The sequence below is a fragment of the Variovorax sp. Soil_C_12 genome (genome assembly GCF_057657375.1).
The window spans coordinates 254,677-271,705 of sequence record NZ_JBDGIO010000001.1 but is presented as its reverse complement, the minus strand read 5'-3'; the positions used below and the strand labels follow the sequence as shown (position 1 = coordinate 271,705).

The window sequence follows — 17,029 nt, the reverse complement described above, 5'->3', positions numbered from 1 at the left end:
CGTGCTCCTTCAGACCCCGAAAAGGCCCCGGATCCAGGAGACGATCTGGGGACCGCCAAAGACCAGCACGGTGCCGATCACCACCGCCACCATCCACCACCAGCTCAGGCGCCCGAACCAGGCCATGGCGCCGGAGACCATGACGGCCACGGCGGCGATCGGCGTCAAGATCGAGGTGAGCTGTTGCTGGGTGGCGTTGGCGCCCGTGGCAAAGGGGCTGCCGGCCAGGGCCAGCCCCGGGGCCAGCATGCCCAGCGCGACCAGGCAGGCGAGCAACAGGCGGAATGGGCGGCCCGCCCGGCCCTGGAGGCCGGCCGCGCCGCGGGGATCTACGCCAGCAGCTCGAGGCGCACCAGCGTGCTGCCGATGCCCAGGGTCTTGAGATGCAGCCGCAGCGTGTCCAGGCTGCGGAAGGTCCGCGGCTGGCCGGAGGAGCCGGCAAGGATGCTGCGCCCGAAGTGCCAAACCACCACCAGGTGCATCTGGTAGCGGGCGGGCTCCACTTCCGCAATGACGATCTCGATGAGGGAACCCTTGTGCAGCAGTTCGACCAGCTCGAGCTGGGTCACGGTACCCGCGGGCAAGGCGCGACTGGGCGGCGCTGGTGCAGCCGCGATCCGGGATGTAGGGGCGGCCTTGGTCGGCGTCTTCGCCCTCGTATTGGGCTTGGGCCGTACCGCAGAGGTCATGGGCAAGCGTGTAGAGGTGGGGTAATGCAATATTGTGAACGAAAGTACCAGCAGTCGCGGCGTTGTGCATGGCGCTACTCCAGTCAGCGGGCTGAAACAGTTCGCGGGATCGCCCCGGCGGGCGGGGCCAGCGAAATCGATGTGGTGGGCTCGGCGCGGCGGCCCTTGCCGTAGACGTCCCACCAGGGAGGCGCGGGCGATGCCTTTGGGGCGGGCGATCGCGCGGTGGCCGGCTTGCCTACGGCCCAGGCTGGGGTCTGCGCAGTTGTTGGCGTGGCTGTGCGCATGGCGCTTGCCAACTCCCGCTTGAGGCCGGCGATGTCGACGAGGGTGCGGGCGTGCCGCTCCTCGGCCTCGGTGACCTCGGAGAAATCCGACGCCGCGAGACGCTCGGTCTTGCGGCGGCCCAGGGTCTCGAGCAACGCCTCGGACTTCCTGAGTTCCTGGCGCAGGATCTCCACGCGATCGCTGTCGCGCGCCGCCTGTTCGGTGGGAGCGATGGTGTGCGCAGCGGTTGAAGGCTGCGCCAGCGCTGCACACGTGCAGGCAAGCCATCCCAGCAGCGTGACTAGCATCGTGGCATGTCGCAACGATGCACGGAGCCATGCCGGTCCGCCAGATGCTCGCAGATGACCACTCCCGACTCGCATGGGCGCACTGTCTGCCAGGCCGCCCGCGCCTGTCAACAAATCGTCGCAATCGAATTCCTATAGTTAGCTATAGAGTATCTAGACAATTGAAATTGGCCGGACTACGCTAACTGCGTGATTTCTCTGGGGAGTTGGCGCGAGGCAGCGGAACGTCAGGTGCTGTGAGGCTCGCAACCCACATTGAGAATTCGGTAATGAGCTTTACGTCTCGTAGCGCTATGGATGCCGGCGCGGGCGACGCAGCGAGGTGCAGTGATGGGGCATGTTGTAGTCTTTGGTAATCAAAAGGGCGGCGTCGGCAAGTCGACGCTGTCGGTGCTCTATGCGCTCTGGCTTTCCGACGTGCATCGCCAGTCCGTGTGCGTGATCGACCTGGACACGCAGGGCAATGCGTCCAAGACGCTGCGCGGCTTCGATGCCGGCGCGCTGGCGGTGGATCTGTTCGCGGGCGCGGCGACGGCCATGGCGCCGATGCGTGCGATGGCCTCGCAGTGCCCCGTCGTGCTGATCGCTGCCTCGAAGAAGCTCGCAGACGTCGAGCTGGCCAAGCCTGAGACGGTCGTGCCGGCATTCCGCAGGAGCGTCGCGCAACTGGTGCAGCGTTTCGACACGGTGGTGATCGACACGCCGCCGGCGCTGGGCCTGCGCATGAGCGCGGCGTTGATTGCGGCCACACGCGTGGTGTGCCCCATCGAGCTGGAGGAGTACAGCATCGACGGCGTCACCGACATGCTCAAGACGATCTTCGGTATTCGCCAGCGCTACAACCCGAAGCTGGAGCTGGCCGGCATCATCTTGAACCGCTTCAACGCGCACTCCGTGCGCCAGAAGGCGGCGATACAGCAGCTGGCCTCGCGCTATCCGGATTTCGTGGTGCCGGCGCGCATCTCGACCCGATCCGCGATACCCGAGGCGCTGGCTGAAGGCAAGGCGGTATGGGAACTGGCCAGGAGTTCGGCGCGCGAGGCCAGCGCGGAGCTCAGGCAGGCCTTCATGCTGCTGCAGTCGCGCATCGAGGCGCCGCAACAGGTCGTTTCGCGCGAGGTTGCCTTATGAGCGATCGGGATGCCCTGGACTTGAGTGCGCTGGCGCAGTTCCGGCCCTCGGACCTGCTCGCGGCGGCTGAGGGCGTGTCGGCGCCTGCGGCGGCGGTGCACGTCGACCTGGACCTGATCGACTTCGATCCGGAGCAGCCACGGCGCAGCTTCCGCGAGGAGAGCATCGACGAGCTGAGCGCGTCGATCCGCTTGCACGGCGTGCTGGAGCCGGTGTCGGTGCGGTCGAACGCAAGCGCGCAGGGCCGTTACATCGTCAATCGCGGGGAGCGGCGGATCCGCGCGGCGCGGCGCGCAGGCTTGAAGACGGTGCCGGTCTTCATCGACGAGCGGATCGATCCGTTTGCGCAGGCGGCCGAGAACCTGCATCGTGAAGACATGTCGGCTCTCGACCTGGCGCAGTTCATCGCGGCGCGCGAGCGCGAAGGGATCACGCGCGCGGAGATCGCGCGCCGGCTGGCCAAGCCGCGTTCGTTCATCACCGAGGCGGCGGCCTTGATGGGGGCCTCGGAGGATTTGCGCCAGGCCGTGCGGGAGGGCCGGGTCGGCGAGGACGTGCGCACGCTCTATCGGCTGGTCTCGGCGGGCCGAGAGGCGCCGGAAGTCGTTCGGGCCGTCGTGCAGGGGCCGGATGTGGTGAGCCGGGCGAATGTGGAGGCCCTGCTTGCGCGGGCACAGGGCGCCGAGGCGTGGGCAGGGAATTCGGTGCGCAGCGCGCAGACGGTGAGTGGCGGGCGCACCGTGCTGGTCGTGGAACATGAAGGGCGCCGGGGATCGCTTCGGATCAAAGCGCGCGATGGCGATGTCGGCGAGGTCCGGTTCGGGGATGGCTCGCGCCGCGCCGTGCCGCTGGCCGCACTGAGGCTCGTATGCTGGGCGACGGAGGAAACAACATGACGGATCTGCAGACTGGGCGAGCGGCAAAGCCGCAGGGCCCTGGATTCGTGGGCAGCCCTGCCGGGTGGGTGGGCACGGCCCTGGGATGGGTCGTCCATGCGGCCTGGCAGGTGCTTCGATGCGTGACCTGCGCGATCCTGGTGCTGGGCGAGCCCGTGATCCGGGCGGTGCTGGTGCCGTTGGCGTTCCTGGGCTTCCTGGTGACGATGATCTTCGGGTTCCTGATCGGCGATCCGCGTTTCCCGCGCTGGGGCATGCTGGCGTTCTCGGTCGGTGCGCTGGTGCTCTACTGGTGCTACCTGGGGGTCATGAGTCTCTTTATGTCGCTGTCTTACCATGACTGCGAGCGTTGACGAGGCCGAGTTGCAGCGGATCGCCAGGCAACGGCGATTCGATCCGCGCACGCTGGAGATCGCGCGGCGGCTGTTCATCGAAGGCGATCGGCCCAAGCTGCTGGCAGCCGAGTACGGCCTCATCCTTCAGCGCATCTATGCGATCCGCAAGGCGGTGCTGGACCTGGCGCTGCCGGCGGGCGAGGCCGAAGTGACGTTGCGGGGACCGGTGGAGGCCGTCGAGGCGGCGCAGCGGGCTTTCGAACGGTACATGGAGCGGATGCAGGGCTGAACGTTCCGGTCAGCCGCGCTGAAGCAGCAAATTCGAGGCGAACTCCTCGGGCTACTCGAAATATGCGGAATGGGGAGCCTTGTCCAGTACAGCAATTTCGCTGCCCTGGACGAGCGCCGCGACCTCACGGATAGGCGACCTCTTGGACCGGTACTTCACGGCTGCCCACCCATCATCGATGCCTCGCTCGTTGCGGTTTCAGTTCCCCCGCCCATTTCTCGAGGCGATTTCACGAGCGCTATTGCATGCCGCAGCGAGCGCTGCGTCGAAGGGACTGACAGCGGTCTTGCGTTTGTCGCTGGTGCGGGCTTCGGTCTGGGTGGCAGCGTTGAGGATGTGACCCCTATAGGATCAACAAGAAAAGCAAGGGGGAGGGCAGGGCGGGTCGGGCCTTGAGCTCGCGCGTGCCAGCAGCCAGCAGCCACAGGGCGGCCATGGGTTGGCTGCCCGAGGTGCTGGAGCGGCGGCTGCCTGATGATCTGCATGTCCGTGAGGGAGGCGTCATGGGAAGTGTGCGCCGCGGTGGCTGGACTTCCGGCGCCTCGAGGGTGAGCTCTCGTATGGACTGGCGACCCGTCAAGAACTGCTGCTCCACGCTCCCATTTGCACTGCTGAGTGCAGTACATTTAAGCCTTTCTGTTTCGGCTCACAGCATCACCAGCCTATGGCCACCACGCGCCGTCCAAAGGTCAAAACCGCCACGCTCACGGTCCGGCTCGACCCCAAGATCAAAGCCGCGGCCGAGGCTGCGGCAGAGCACGAGCACCGCAGCCTCACCAGCTTTCTGGAGGTGCTCATCGTCAATCATTGCCGGACGCTGGGACTGAGCCCCGAACACTTTGCCAAGGAATCTCGCCAATGACCAAGATGCCGCAGACGGCGCGCAGACGTCCCGCCGCTCAGAGCGCTGCCATCCAGGAAATTCGCTTCTATCGCGCCAATGAGAAGCCGTATGGCGCGTTCAGCAACCTGTTCAAGCGGCCGATTGAGTTTGAGGGGACGATGTATCCCACCTCGGAGCACGCGTATCAGGCAGGCAAGGCGCTCAAGCCCGCGGTTCGCCAATGGATTCTCAGCGCACCGACGCCTGCCCTGGCTGCGATGGCCGCGCACGGCCTGTATGTGTGGGACGTGGTGCCCGATTGGGCTCAGATCAAGTTCGACCGGATGCGCGCCGTGCTACGCGCGAAATTCGACCAGCACACTGATTTGCGAGAGTTGCTGCTGTCCACTGGCGAGGCCAGACTAGTTGAGGCCGGGACCGTCAACAACGCCGTCAATCGACTCTGGGGCGAGGTGGATGGCAAGGGCGAGAACATGTTGGGGGTGATGCTGATGGAACTTCGAACGGAGTACGCGAAGCAGCGCCCGGCGAGCGTACCCGCCGCGAAGAAGACGGCCGCATCCAAAAAGACTTCGGCAAGCCCGAGGCCCGCCAAGCGGGTGACCGCGATCGCATGACCGCCGCAAACATGCTGTCCGCGCCCAATCATTACGAGGGCGAGCTTGCGCAATTGGGGAACAGCTACTCGGCGGCATGCGCTGCCGACATTGAGGCGTTGAAGCTCGCGATCGCCAGTACGGCCGAAGCCAGCATGATTGGCGTCGGCTCGGGAGGATCATTCACCGTAGCGTCTTTGCTGTGCAGCCTCCATGAGGCCTACACCGGCCGGGTCTCTCGGCCCTCGACGCCGCTGGAGATCATCTGCACTCCGGCGTTGGCTTCGTCGAGCCCGGTCTTCCTCGTGTCCGCCGAAGGCAAGAACCCTGACATCATTGAAGCGCTCGAACGGGCACGCCGGTTCAGTTCGCGGACGGTCCACGTCTTGACCAACCGGCAGGACAGCCCTTTGATGACGCACGTTCAGGCGCTGCCAGGCGTGAAGCCCTACGTTTTCGAACTGGCGAAAAAGGACGGCTATCTGGCCACCAACAGTCTGCTGCTCGATGCGGTCCTGGTGGCGCGGGCTTACGGCGAACTCAACGGCTTTCGGCAGCCAATGCCTCCAGACATCGCAGCATTGCGGGTAGGCGAGCAAAGCGTACAAGAGTGGCTCGAAGCAGCCCAGCCATTCATCGCCGAGGCGGTGCGGCGTGGCGTTCTCACCGTCGTCTACTCGCCCTTGCTGCGAGCCATCGCGATTGACTTGGAGTCGAAGCTTTCTGAGGGTGCGCTTCTGCACATTCAACTGACCGATCTGCGTTCTTATGCCCATGGTCGACACTTGTGGCTCGCACAGCGTCCGCAGGACTGCGCCATCCTTGCTCTGGTGGAGCCTTCGCTGGACAAGCTGTGGGATGGAATGCGCAGCAAGTTCCCCAGCGGCATTCCGACACTGACGATGTCTTTGTCCGGTGCCGATCCCGTTCACCTAATCGCGGGCTTGGTAGCGCAGATGCACCTGGTGGCTTCCGTCGGGCGCCAACTTGGTACCGACCCTGGTCGCCCCGAAGTGCCGACTTACGGGCGGGAGATCCACTATGCGAATCTGCGAGACGTGATCCCGTTACCGATGCCGGCGGGACCCGCTGAGGAGCAGTCCAAGTACGAGGTGCTCGGTGCCCATTGGCCTTCGCAGCGAGACCACGGCGCGATGCGCCGAGCGGCCCGTGCTTTTGCAGACACGATTCGCACACAGCGTTTCAAGGCCGTGGTGTTCGACTACGACGGCACGCTGTGCAGCTCGCAGAGCAAGGATGGTCCGCCGCCGCCCAGCGTTGTGGATCATCTCGTGAGGTTGGCCCGGGCCGGCATCGTCGTCGGAGTCGCTTCGGGGCGAGGGGGCTCGATCCAGTCCTGCCTGGAAGACGTCATACCACACGACGTCCTGCCCAAGATCAGGCTCGCCCTGTACAACGGCGGCTGGATCGCCGCGGCGGATGTGCCACCGAACCCGGCAGCCGAAACCAGCGAGTTTCTCAGCCACGTGACTCGCATCGTGGTGCGCTTGAAGTCCCTGGGGGTGCCCATTCTGGCTCATCGCACGACCCATCCCTTTCAGGTCAGTGTTCGCTTCCGCGAGGGTCTGGCGACCGATGGCATGTGGTTCGTGATTGCCGACGCGTTGCGCCAAGCGGGCCTCGATCTCTCAACCATGGTTCGCAGCAAACACTCCGTAGACATCCTTGCCAAGGGTGTGAGCAAGTCTGCTCTCGTGGCGGACATCATCCAAAAGGACAAGGTCGACCCTTACGAAATCCTGACGATGGGCGACCAGGGTGCGTGGCCGGGCAACGATGCTGCACTGCTGGAACACCGGTACTCGCTGAGTGTGGACATGCCCTCGCGTCGGTTGGACCGGGCTTGGAAGCTTGCGCCGGCCGAAAAGCGCGACGTCGATGCTGCGTTGTGGTACTTGGAGCGGATGGTGCTTGAGGAGAGCGGCGTGTTTCGCCTGGATTTCCCGGATGCAGCCGACAGCAGGGGTGCCCAAGATGCGTGATCAAAACGCCGCCAAACTGCTGGCCAAGGTGATGGGATGGGAGGACTTGGAAACCGTGCCCCAAGTGTTGTCGACCCTGCAACTGCTGGCCGACTTCAAGTACGACCATTACCAACGGTTCGGCCCGGGACGCCGATTCATTGAGAGCCTTGCGTTGTGGCTCCGCCAATTCGAGCCGCAGGATCGACAGACCGCTTTGCGACTGGTCCTAGATCACCTGGTGTTTATCTCCGACGATGAATTCTCCCATCTGGTTCGTACCGCCTACCGTGACTGGATCGTTCAGGAACGCATGCGGTTGGTATCCGAGGAGCACGAGATTCCGTCGTTCAGAGTCCAGGAAATCGCTCGCCATCGGCGCTTCGAGCAAATGTGTCTGACGTCGTTGTACCTCGGCCTGAGCGATGGTGCGCGCACCAACGAGCTGCGACGCGCCAGCGATGGTGAGATCGGCAACGAGCAGATTTGGCAGGCCTACGAATTGGGCGATGAGAAGGCCGAAGACATGCTCCAGGATCTCGGCGCGTCGCTGCAACGCGCCGGCTTCGCATCTGAGGATCCGCGCTTCAATTTGATCTGGCTGCTGGACGACTTCTCAGGCAGCGGCAACACCTACATCCGCTATGACAATGTCTCGCGCCGATTCAAGGGCAAGCTGCCGAAGATCTATCAGCGGCTTCACCAGCGTGGCATGGTCGATCCATCGCATTACGAAGTGTTTTTGATGCTGTACACCGCGACGCGTCAGGCGATCGACCACATCGAATATTGGTCCGAGCGGTTCACGACGGACCATGGCTACAAGCCACTTCAGGTGCGGGTCCTGTGCCCGATCGAGCCCGAGGTCTCTCTCACGTTCGATAGCAGCCCCGAGATGCAGGCTCTGCTAGCCAACCCGGCCTACAGCAACAACAGCGTGGTCGATAAGCACTTCCTTGTCGGTGGAACCGACGATGCCAGCCTAGGCTTTGCCGGATGCGCATTGCCGGTGGTGTTAGGCCATAACACGCCGAACAATTCGGTGTTCTTGCTATGGGGACCGGAGCAGTTCAAGCCGCACGGGCTATTCCCCCGCGTCAGCCGTCATCGGGAGTTCTGATGGCCTACAACGCCAATCCTTTTTTGGAGCGCATGTCAGAGCGCACGACCTCTGATACGGAGTTCGTTCGCCTGTTCTCTCCGAAGATTCTCGAGAAGCTGGCGGAGGATGCCTTTGATGGCGCCGTGCACGTGTTCCGTAGCTCGCCAGGTGCCGGGAAAACGACGCTTCTGCGCGCGTTCACGCCGCCGGCGTTGCGCGCGTTTTGGCATTCCCGCAATCGCCCCGAACTGTCCGAGTCGTTCCAGAAGCTGCTCAACCGCGGATTGCTGACCGAAGGCGAGAGCCCGCAACTGCTGGGTGTCTATCTCAGCTGCGCGTCCGGTTATGCCGATCTGCCCTCCAGCGAGGGCTTGCAGCAGGAGGGGCTTTTCCGAGCGCTGCTAGATTGCCGGATCGTGCTGCGCACACTGCGCAGCCTGGGCGCACTGCTGGGCTTCAGCGCCCCAGAGCAGCTGGCGGAGGTGACGCTCGACCATTCGACTCTGCCTGGCCTGCAGGGCATCCCGGGAATCACGAACGCATTGGAATTGGCGACTTGGGCCGAGGAACACGAGCAGCAAGTCTATGCGCAGCTTGACACGTTCATGGGGCCTGTCAACACGGCTCTACCTGCCCAGGTCCGATTTGAGGGCGTGCTTTGGTTGCAATCCGTCGCCTTCCACCACGAGGGGCGGGACGTCGGCGGCAAACGGCTCCTGATGATCGACGACATGCACAAGCTGCGCCGCAAGCAACGAGCGCTCTTGGTAGACGAGCTGACGGTGATGCGCCCGTCCATTCCGATCTGGTTGGCCGAGCGCACCGTCGCGCTGGGGACTGAACTGCTGTCGCAAGGTGCCCGCGAAGGCCGCGACCTGCGCGAATACAACTTGGACCGGATGTGGAGCGATCCCAAGGGGATGAACCAGTTCGTCTCCTATGCGCAGAACATCCTTGATCGACGTATGAAGAACCAGGACACGGTGCCGGTGGGGTCGTTCACCCAATGCCTGCGTGACGAACTGGTCAGCAGCGAGGTGCGAATCCAGGTTGCTGCGGGCATCGAGCGCTTCCGCAACGAAGTGGAGCGCCACCAATCCAAGCAGCGTTATGCCCAATGGCTGGCAAGGGCGGACCAGTACACGTCAGACCAGAATCTGGAGTCGCTGCTGGAGCTCTATGTCACGCGAATCCTGCTGGTGCGGGACGAGTCCAAGCGCCAATTGTCCCTGGACCTGACCTTGACCGAGGAAGAGCTTGAAGACCGTGACAGTTCCCAAGTCCGCAGCGCCGCGGAGCTGTTCATGCACGAAGAACTGGGCATCCCGTACTACTTCGGATTCGACCGCTTGTGCGTGATGGCCACGAGCAATGTCGAGGAATTGCTGGCGCTCGCGGCAGCACTTTATGTCGGCCTGCAAGCAAAGCAGGTGCTTCGCAAGTCCGAACCCATTCTCTCGCCTCTGGAACAGGACAAGCTGCTTCGCGAGGCTGCCGGCCGCAAGCGCGACTTCATTCCCAAGTCGCATACCGAAGGTACCCGGGCCCAACGACTCCTCGACTCCATCGGCGCGTTCTGCTACGACCAAACATTCGCGCCAAATGCGCCCTATGCCCCCGGCGTGACGGGGGTGCGACTTTCGCGTGCTGAGTTGGCCAAACTGACTGCGCCTGGTGCCTTCGGTCCATCAGGACTCGCCCTGCAACGCGTGTTGGCCGAATGTGCAGCGGAAAACTTGCTGGTGCAAAGGGAGAGCCAAGCCACTGGGTCGCGCGACAGCGGGACCATCTTCTACCTCAACCGATCGCTGTGCGCCCACTACTGCCTTCCATTGCAAATGGGTGGATGGCGCGACGTTTCCGTGGGTGAGCTGATGAGGTGGATGGAGCGTCGCCTCACGCCCGGTCGTAAGAGCCTGGAGACAAGCTAGCATGCTTTGGGATCACTATGTCTTTCGCCGCGGCGATGGCGTCCACGAACTGTGGGACGACCTGCTGAAGGACCGACCGGTCAAACTGCTGTACATCGCCGGCCGAGGCTTCGACGTGCGTGCGCAGTCGGTAATGCGCGAGTTCGTGGCGGGTCAGCAAGGCGCGGGAAGGAAGACCGTGAGCGCCAAACTGCTGCTGCTGGGCTTTCAGGGCTATGAGTTGGAAGACGAGATCGAGACGCTCACGCAGGAAAACGCCGCAGCACTGCAGGCGGTATTCGCCCCTCTGGGCGAAACGGCCACGGTGACTATCGCGCAGGCTGAGGGCGAGGAAGAGGCTAGCGCCAGCGACGCGCTGCGCCAGCGGGTCAAGGCCGTTCTCGACGAGATCGACGGCAAGACGGACATCGTCCTTGACGTCAGCTCGCTGCCCCGCGCGACCTATCTTGCACTGCTTACAAATATCCTGCAAAGGCTCGTGCCCGATAAGGTGCCGGTGGAGGGCGCGGCCCACCCGCTCTATGCCAATGGCGTCAATTTCCAAGTGCTAGTCGCCGAGGATGCCAAGCTGGACGGACAAATCCGGGCCGAAGACCCCAGCAACGACCTCGTGAACATTCCGGGGTTTTTCGCGACCTGGCAGCTCGAAAGCGTGCAGGACTGGCCACTCGTGTGGTTTCCGGTGCTCGGCGAAGGGCGGGTGAACCAGTTGCAGAAGATCGCAGCTTCGATTCCGACGGAGGCCGAGGTCTGCCCGGTAGTGCCACATCCGTCGAAGGACCCGCGCCGCGCCGATCGGTTACTGGTTGAATACCGGGAGCCGCTGTTCGATAGCCGCAGGACGCCGACGTCGAACATCCTGTATGCTCAGGAGTCACACCCGTTCGAAGCTTACCGGCAACTCTTGGGGGCGATGAAGCGCTACCAGAACAGCATGTCGATCCTGGGCGGATGTCGGCTAGTGATGACGCCATTGGGCAGCAAACTGATTACCCTTGGGACAGGCTTGGCTTGTTTCGAGATGCGGCCGGTGGACTGGAACGCCAAGTATGGGGTGGCGATTCCCCACGCTGAGCCTAGGCGCTATATAGCGTCGGTCAATGCCCTGCGCCAGTCCAAACCGGAAGTTTCGCTGCTGTTGCTCACGGGTGAAGCATATGGAGCGCCGAAGTGAGCGGGGAGTGCACGAGCGATCCCTATGGAGTCCGGTCCGCCATGCTGAACTGACGGGTGTCCCCCAACGCATTGCGAGCACTGGCGTCCACAGACATCGAATGCAGCTGCTGCGGCGCCGCAGGCGCCATCCTGGTGGCGGTCCGAAAGCTGCCGAACACCTCGTAAGTTGCGCTGCATCGGTCGAAGCGGAGGCCTATGTTGTGGCGCAAGGCGGGGCAACGCGCGGTCGGGGTACAACGGGGGTACGGTAGTTTTTCCGAATTGGCAAAGCCCAGCATTCATGCCGTGTACAGCCGATCTTTGGATCGGTTTCACAGCGCGTGGTTGCCAGTATTTTAGGCAGCCTTCTTGCCGAGCGACACTCAGCTGTTGCCGGTCTCCAGCGAAGTCACCAGCGCACCCCAGTCATCCATGATCTTGCGGCGCTCGCCCAGGTGCTCGCTGCGAGCGTAGGCGGCCACCACCTTCGAGCGCTCCGCGTGGTCAAGCTGATGCTCCAGCGCGGCCACTCTCCAGCCCCGTTCGGAAAGCAGGCTGCGCGCAGAGGCCCGGAAGCCGTGCCGGGTCTGCCGGCCCTGGTAACCCATCCGTACCAGCATGCAGCCGATGGTGTTCTCGCTCATGAACCCAGGCGAGCGCACGAATGCAAACACCCGGACGATCAGCAGGTTCAGCAGTGGCACCAGTAGTAGCAACGACCACGCGCCGTGAAAGCCCGCCTTGGTGGCGATGCGCCGATGCGCCAGCCAGGCACGAGGCTGACCACCAGCCAGAACAACACGGCAGCCAGCGCCAGATACTCATCGATCCCATGGTCCCCTCCGAGGTTGGCGGCCGGCCGTGGCCGGATGGTCGGGAACTGTACCTGCAGGGCAACTGGCCTGGCACCTGCTCGAAGCTCTACACCGTGCGGTCGATCACCGAAGCGGCGCAGCCGAATGAATTGGGGGCATCGATGGGGGCATTTGTCGATCGAGAAGACTTGGAAGCCTAGATTCCATGCGGTCTACAGCATGACGTTCGTCCGTCACCCTCCCGCCAAGGATCAGTTCCGCCCAGTACCAAAATTGCGGCGAAACCCCTGGAAAGCCCCGCCCGACGGGGCTTTTTCTTGTCCGGTCGTACCGTCCAGTGCTTTGACAGCCCCATGCAAAATGGGGGCACATTTGGGGGCACTCAGGCGCATTCAGTGCCATGCCCCCTCGAAAATGCCCCAGATGGCCCTTACAGACACTGCATGCAAGACCGCCAAGTGCGCTGAAGGTAGACCCTAGCAACGCTTCGCTGACAGCGGCGGCCTGTACCTCGAGGTCACTGCCGGGGGCAGCAGCTCTGGCGCTGGAAGTACCGCTTCAACGGCAAGAAGAAGCGCCTCGCGATCGGGATCTATCCGGCGGTCGCACTGGCGCAGGCGCGGCGGGCCCGCGACGACGCACGCAACATCCTGAAGGCCGGCAGCGATCCCGCGCAAGTGAAGGCCGATGTGAAGCTGGCATCGCGCGTGCGCGAGGGCAACTCGTTCGAGGCGGTCGCCCGGGCTTGGCACGAGCACTGGAAGACCGGTAAATCCCCCGCGCCATGCTGAATACGTGATTCGCCGGCTTGAGGCTGATGTCTTTCCGGACCTGGGCGCGCGCCCGATTGCCACCATCACCGCCGCGCAGCTGCTGGCGGTTGCGAAGAAGATCGAAACCCGCGGCGCGGTGGACATCGCGAAGCGAGCTTGGCAGACCTGCAGCCAGGTCTTCCGATACGCGGTGGCCCATGGGCTGCTCGAGCGCAACCCCGCGACCGATGTGCGGCCGTCCGATGCGCTGAAGCCGCGTAGCAAGAAGCACTATGCCCGGATCGAGCCGCGGGAGATGCCCGAGCTGCTGCGCAAGATCGAGGCGTATCAGGGCACGCCGGCCACGCGCTGGCCATGAAGCTCATGGCGCTGACCTTCGTCCGTACCGGGGAGTTGATCGGCGCGCACTGCGGCTGGCGCCAGGCAAATAACCAGTTGAACCGGGCCGGGGGCCTTTTCTCATTTCTTCCGCATGAAAACCATCACCTGACCGGGGTACGGGCCGCCGTCGATCTTGGCGACTGGCTCGAATTGCTCCGCCGCCGCGGCGTTGATCTCCTTGCGGATCGCCCCGCTGGCCGGCCATGAACCAGGCAGTGTGCTGTCATCGGAAAACAGAACCGCCACGTCAGCTTGTGCGATGGCCTTCCGGTGCGATGCGATGTCTGCATCGTGGTAGATCGCTGGCATCTGAATAGGAACAGGGAGCTCGCGACGGCGCAGTTCAAACTCGATGTTTTCCTGGTTGAGATATGGCGTGATGACGGGGAAATAGAGCCTTCGGTTTGCGAGGTCTGGGATCGCGACAAGCGCATCCGCCGTCTGGGTGTAGATCCTCTTGAAGTGCTCGGCCTGGGTGATCGGCACGTCGAAGCCTCGCAGGCGAAGGAAAGCCGGGCGCCAGGCGGCCGCGGAGAACGCCAGCAAGACGACCGCGCCGGCGAGCGCCACGCGCTGCGGCAGCCGGGCCAGAAGGGAGACGGTGAGGATCACGGCGACCCCGAGCAAGAAGGCGCCCACGATCACGCCAAGAAACGGGCTCTTCATGCTCGGCACGGTCACGCTGGCGAAGGCGACCAGCACCACCGGCAAGACCGCGAGCGCTGCGCGGCGGAGTGGGAAGGAGGCGACCAGCAGCAGCGAGCCGCACAGCACGAGCCAGGGCTTGCCGATCGCGGCCTTCCCGCCGTAGCCGGTCAGGTAGTAGGCGGCGTGCTCCGACCACGGGAGATTCGCGCGCCAGATGCTGGCATTCGAGCCGAAGGCGTTGACTGTGATGTAGGCGTACAGGCGCGGAAGCACCGCAAGGTAGTAGGGCAGCGCCAGCAGCGCCGCGATGCCGCCGCAGATGAGCGCCAGGCGCATGGCTCGCTTGCGGTCCTGGGCCTGCAGGATGGCTGACAGCGCGGCCGTGCCGAAGACAACAGCCGTCACGGGCGCCAGGGTGGGCTTGGCCAGCAGGGCGCCGACGAACAGCGCCGTGCTGATGGCCAGGGTCTGCCGGTCGCCATCGCGCCAGCGCGGGTCTGCAGCCACGATCAGGGCGCCAGCGGCCGTGAGCAGCGCGCACAGCATGTCCGGCCGGCATTCGAGCACCAGCAGGCCCAGCAGCGGGAAGCCGAGGAATGCAGCCGCGAGGACGGCCGAGGTAGACAGCGGCAGCGCGCGGCATGCGTAGCCCAGCATGAGGCGCAGGAGGAGGGCCAGAGGAACCGCGTTCATCGCCGCGCCGGCCCAGTGCTGAGGACCGAACAGGCCGAAGGCGCCGAGGGTCAGCAGCGTCTGCAGCGGGGCGTGCGGCGGGTTCGCCCAGAAGGTCGAGAGGAACGCCCGGCCGCCATCGCGGTACAGGGTCTCGAGCCGAGCCAGGGCATCATTGAAGTACCCGACATCGTCATAGGTGACGGGCAGCGACAGCTGCCCGCTGTGCAGCGACGACTGGATCTGGAAGGCAGTGAAGAGGGCGGCGAGGGCGATCGCGACCAGCCAGAGGCCGGCGATCTCCGCAGGCGGGTTCGCCGGCCGACTGGCTGCCCTTTCGATCACAATGCCGATGGACGCGCTTCCGCCGCGACGAGAGAGCATTTTTGGGGGAGCTGGTGGCGCATCGTAGGCGCGGCCAGCCGTTTTAAGGCTCTACGGGAGACTACCGGTCGTGCGGGCTGCATTGTCCACCATTGAGATCCGCCCCGGGTGGCTGGGCCTACTGAGGCGCGTTCAGGAGATTCTGTTTCCCCAAAAGCTCGGCCGCGCGTGTCTTCACGGCGTCGAGATCCACATGACGCGTCCGTGACAAGGTCCGCGGAGCGAGCGCGCTGCCCTCGGCCTCCTTGGCTTTCGCTAGGATGCGGCTTTTGGTTGCAGGCGGCGCTCGGCTTATGCCAAAACGTGCGGTCGATAGTTGGGGGCAGCAGCAACGGCTCCGGTTGCAGCAGCGCGAGCGTGAGATGGAGGAGTTCGTCAAAGGCTGGGACTGGGAGCGCGTGTATCGGGCGTGGGCCAGGCGGATCAAGGACTTCAATGTCGCCCTCAATCCGCTGTTCCTCACCATCGGTGTCCACGACCCGAAGCATGCCTCGACGCTCCTGAGCTTCCGGCTCGTCGTGGTCGAGTTCGTTGCGGCGCCTCACCGGTGCGTTGCGAAAGCGTTGGAGGAGGAGGGGGCGGCACAACAGCGCAGGGCCGCGGAATCTGCGGCGGCGTGGAAGACGCACAAGCAGGCCGAGAAGGAGCGGCTCGAGGCTTTGAGAGTCCAGCACCCTCGCTGGGGCGAGTTTTTCAGGGCCCGAGCGACGAAGAGCTCAAGCGGCTGGTCTGGGCCAAACCTTTGACGCAGCTTGCGGAGGAGTTCGGGGTTTCCGACGTCGCGATCGGCAAGAGGTGCAGAGTGCGAGGCATCGCGCGGCCGCCTCGGGGGCACTGGCTCACTCGAAGGATTGGGGGCATCCTTGTGGGGGCATCTCGCGATCAGTGCTTTGCGGCATGCGAGCATCCATGCGGGTTGCAGCCGGACATTAGGGCGACACCCTCCCAGGACGCCCCGCAAAGGCTTCCGAATCAACGCAAAAAGCCCAAGAGGACCAAGCCTCTTGGGCTTTTTGTTGGCTACGGCCTGCAGACGGCGAACACTATTCGGCCGGAGAGGCCTTTTGGCCGCTGTCGATCCTTTTGGGTTCGCCCGACGCCGGGTTTTCCGGCAAGCGCGGCTCCGGGTTGGCTTGCCGTTCCGCCATAGACGCGTGCCGGAGACGAGCGATCCATTCAGCGCGAGTCAGCCTTCGCCGACGCGCGCCGGGCAAGTTGTCCGGGTCGGACTTTGAAGACAAGCCGTTGCTCCGTCTGAGAGATTCGGAATCCGCTGCTTACCGCCCGACGGACGCAACGACGACGAGGGCCAGCACCAGGAAAACGGCGCCGACAAAGCCTGCCTCGATCAGGATATCGGACCAAGGTGCGCTCGCCAGCGGCGGGCTGACGGGTTCGAAGTTGGCTGAAGGGACATGCTCGTCGGAGATCACGTTCATGGTTGGTATTCCTCGTCCCGGTCATCGAAGGCGTGCCAACTATAAGACAAGAGTACGAAGAATGGGAAAGTTTCACATTCTGGGCACTTTGATCGATCTAATGCGCTACCAAAGTACTACAAATTGGCTCAAGATTCGTCCATCACCGAGGGAACACATGAACGACGAACACGACACCAACCTGGGCTGGTGGACCGACAGGCCCGACCGGGAGCCCCGCGCCTCTTCATTCAACCCGATCTCCGGTCCCTTCCATCGGCGGAAGCCGGAGCGGGTGTGGGTCAAGGCCTTGCTGATCACGGCACTCATGGTCGGCTTCGGCTGGTCCCTGCTGAATCTTGCTCGCGCGCTGGGCTAAGCCCCGGCACCGGCCGCCGATTCTTAAGTCTGGC

General features: G+C 64.0%; 20 protein-coding genes. 14 read left to right on the top strand and 6 right to left on the bottom strand.

Translation table 11 applies throughout. The features are described from left to right. Positions 1 to 9: 9 nt before the first annotated feature. From AC3A6X_RS01350 to AC3A6X_RS01340, 3 genes are all read right to left on the bottom strand, one after another. A complete protein-coding gene (locus AC3A6X_RS01350; RefSeq protein WP_487841076.1) occupies positions 10 to 279 on the bottom strand; it encodes a TrbC/VirB2 family protein in 270 nt (89 codons plus the stop codon). 50 nt (positions 280 to 329) lie between these two features. Further along, complete coding sequence (locus AC3A6X_RS01345; protein ID WP_487840475.1) at positions 330 to 569, bottom strand: hypothetical protein; 240 nt, start codon at positions 567 to 569, stop codon at positions 330 to 332. A gap of 203 nt (positions 570 to 772) precedes the next feature. Then, positions 773 to 1,264 carry a hypothetical protein gene (locus AC3A6X_RS01340; protein WP_487840474.1) on the bottom strand — a complete coding sequence of 164 codons (492 nt, stop codon included), beginning with the start codon at positions 1,262 to 1,264 and terminating at the stop codon, positions 773 to 775. Positions 1,265 to 1,594: 330 nt separating this feature from the next. Here AC3A6X_RS01340 and AC3A6X_RS01335 point away from each other — a divergent pair, with 330 nt between their 5' ends. The 10 genes from AC3A6X_RS01335 (at position 1,595) to AC3A6X_RS01290 (ending at position 11,544) form a co-directional block, all read left to right on the top strand. After that, positions 1,595 to 2,395: a ParA family protein gene (locus AC3A6X_RS01335; protein WP_487840473.1), complete on the top strand. Its 801-nt coding sequence runs from the start codon at positions 1,595 to 1,597 to the stop codon at positions 2,393 to 2,395. Next, on the top strand, positions 2,392 to 3,291 hold the full coding sequence (locus tag AC3A6X_RS01330; protein WP_487840472.1) for a ParB/RepB/Spo0J family partition protein: 900 nt from the start codon (positions 2,392 to 2,394) through the stop codon (positions 3,289 to 3,291). The genes AC3A6X_RS01335 and AC3A6X_RS01330 overlap by 4 nt, the downstream gene beginning before the upstream one ends. Next, positions 3,288 to 3,644, top strand: a complete 357-nt coding sequence (locus tag AC3A6X_RS01325) for a hypothetical protein (RefSeq protein ID WP_487840471.1) — start codon at positions 3,288 to 3,290, stop codon at positions 3,642 to 3,644. Before AC3A6X_RS01330 ends, AC3A6X_RS01325 begins: the two co-directional genes overlap by 4 nt. Further along, on the top strand, positions 3,628 to 3,915 hold the full coding sequence (locus tag AC3A6X_RS01320) for a hypothetical protein (RefSeq protein ID WP_487840470.1): 288 nt from the start codon (positions 3,628 to 3,630) through the stop codon (positions 3,913 to 3,915). Before AC3A6X_RS01325 ends, AC3A6X_RS01320 begins: the two co-directional genes overlap by 17 nt. 664 nt (positions 3,916 to 4,579) lie before the next feature. Next, on the top strand, positions 4,580 to 4,777 hold the full coding sequence (locus AC3A6X_RS01315; RefSeq protein WP_487840469.1) for a type II toxin-antitoxin system antitoxin: 198 nt from the start codon (positions 4,580 to 4,582) through the stop codon (positions 4,775 to 4,777). Next, positions 4,774 to 5,376 carry a riboflavin biosynthesis intermediates N-glycosidase gene (ybiA, locus tag AC3A6X_RS01310; protein WP_487840468.1) on the top strand — a complete coding sequence of 201 codons (603 nt, stop codon included), beginning with the start codon at positions 4,774 to 4,776 and terminating at the stop codon, positions 5,374 to 5,376. Before AC3A6X_RS01315 ends, ybiA begins: the two co-directional genes overlap by 4 nt. Beyond that, positions 5,373 to 7,358 carry an HAD family hydrolase gene (locus AC3A6X_RS01305; RefSeq protein ID WP_487840467.1) on the top strand — a complete coding sequence of 662 codons (1,986 nt, stop codon included), beginning with the start codon at positions 5,373 to 5,375 and terminating at the stop codon, positions 7,356 to 7,358. Before ybiA ends, AC3A6X_RS01305 begins: the two co-directional genes overlap by 4 nt. After that, entirely contained in the window at positions 7,324 to 8,457 is a 1,134-nt protein-coding gene (locus AC3A6X_RS01300) for a phosphoribosyltransferase-like protein (RefSeq protein WP_487840466.1), read from the top strand. Before AC3A6X_RS01305 ends, AC3A6X_RS01300 begins: the two co-directional genes overlap by 35 nt. Then, positions 8,457 to 10,370 carry an ORC-CDC6 family AAA ATPase gene (locus tag AC3A6X_RS01295; protein WP_487840465.1) on the top strand — a complete coding sequence of 638 codons (1,914 nt, stop codon included), beginning with the start codon at positions 8,457 to 8,459 and terminating at the stop codon, positions 10,368 to 10,370. The genes AC3A6X_RS01300 and AC3A6X_RS01295 overlap by 1 nt, the downstream gene beginning before the upstream one ends. 1 nt (position 10,371) lies before the next feature. Then, on the top strand, positions 10,372 to 11,544 hold the full coding sequence (locus AC3A6X_RS01290; RefSeq protein WP_487840464.1) for a hypothetical protein: 1,173 nt from the start codon (positions 10,372 to 10,374) through the stop codon (positions 11,542 to 11,544). A gap of 364 nt (positions 11,545 to 11,908) precedes the next feature. Here AC3A6X_RS01290 and AC3A6X_RS01285 read toward each other — a convergent pair whose 3' ends face one another. Beyond that, entirely contained in the window at positions 11,909 to 12,229 is a 321-nt protein-coding gene (locus AC3A6X_RS01285) for a tyrosine-type recombinase/integrase (RefSeq protein ID WP_487840463.1), read from the bottom strand. Between the two features lie 695 nt (positions 12,230 to 12,924). On the opposite strand from AC3A6X_RS01285, the gene AC3A6X_RS01280 reads away from it, so the two are divergent. Beyond that, complete coding sequence (locus tag AC3A6X_RS01280) at positions 12,925 to 13,131, top strand: integrase arm-type DNA-binding domain-containing protein (protein WP_487841075.1); 207 nt, start codon at positions 12,925 to 12,927, stop codon at positions 13,129 to 13,131. Between the two features lie 4 nt (positions 13,132 to 13,135). Next, entirely contained in the window at positions 13,136 to 13,471 is a 336-nt protein-coding gene (locus tag AC3A6X_RS01275; RefSeq protein ID WP_487840462.1) for a tyrosine-type recombinase/integrase, read from the top strand. Positions 13,472 to 13,572: 101 nt separating this feature from the next. On the opposite strand, the gene AC3A6X_RS01270 is transcribed toward AC3A6X_RS01275, so the two are convergent. Further along, positions 13,573 to 15,198 (bottom strand): hypothetical protein, encoded by a 1,626-nt coding sequence (locus AC3A6X_RS01270; protein WP_487840461.1) that lies wholly within the window; start codon positions 15,196 to 15,198, stop codon positions 13,573 to 13,575. A 362-nt stretch (positions 15,199 to 15,560) separates the two neighbouring features. Between AC3A6X_RS01270 and AC3A6X_RS01265 the strand changes: the two genes are divergently transcribed. After that, complete coding sequence (locus AC3A6X_RS01265; protein WP_487840460.1) at positions 15,561 to 15,944, top strand: hypothetical protein; 384 nt, start codon at positions 15,561 to 15,563, stop codon at positions 15,942 to 15,944. A 531-nt stretch (positions 15,945 to 16,475) separates the two neighbouring features. Here AC3A6X_RS01265 and AC3A6X_RS01260 read toward each other — a convergent pair. After that, positions 16,476 to 16,637, bottom strand: a complete 162-nt coding sequence (locus tag AC3A6X_RS01260) for a hypothetical protein (RefSeq protein ID WP_487840459.1) — start codon at positions 16,635 to 16,637, stop codon at positions 16,476 to 16,478. 157 nt (positions 16,638 to 16,794) lie between these two features. Between AC3A6X_RS01260 and AC3A6X_RS01255 the strand changes: the two genes are divergently transcribed. Beyond that, positions 16,795 to 16,995, top strand: coding sequence for a hypothetical protein (locus AC3A6X_RS01255; RefSeq protein ID WP_487840458.1), 201 nt, complete (start codon positions 16,795 to 16,797; stop codon positions 16,993 to 16,995). Positions 16,996 to 17,029 lie beyond the last annotated feature (34 nt).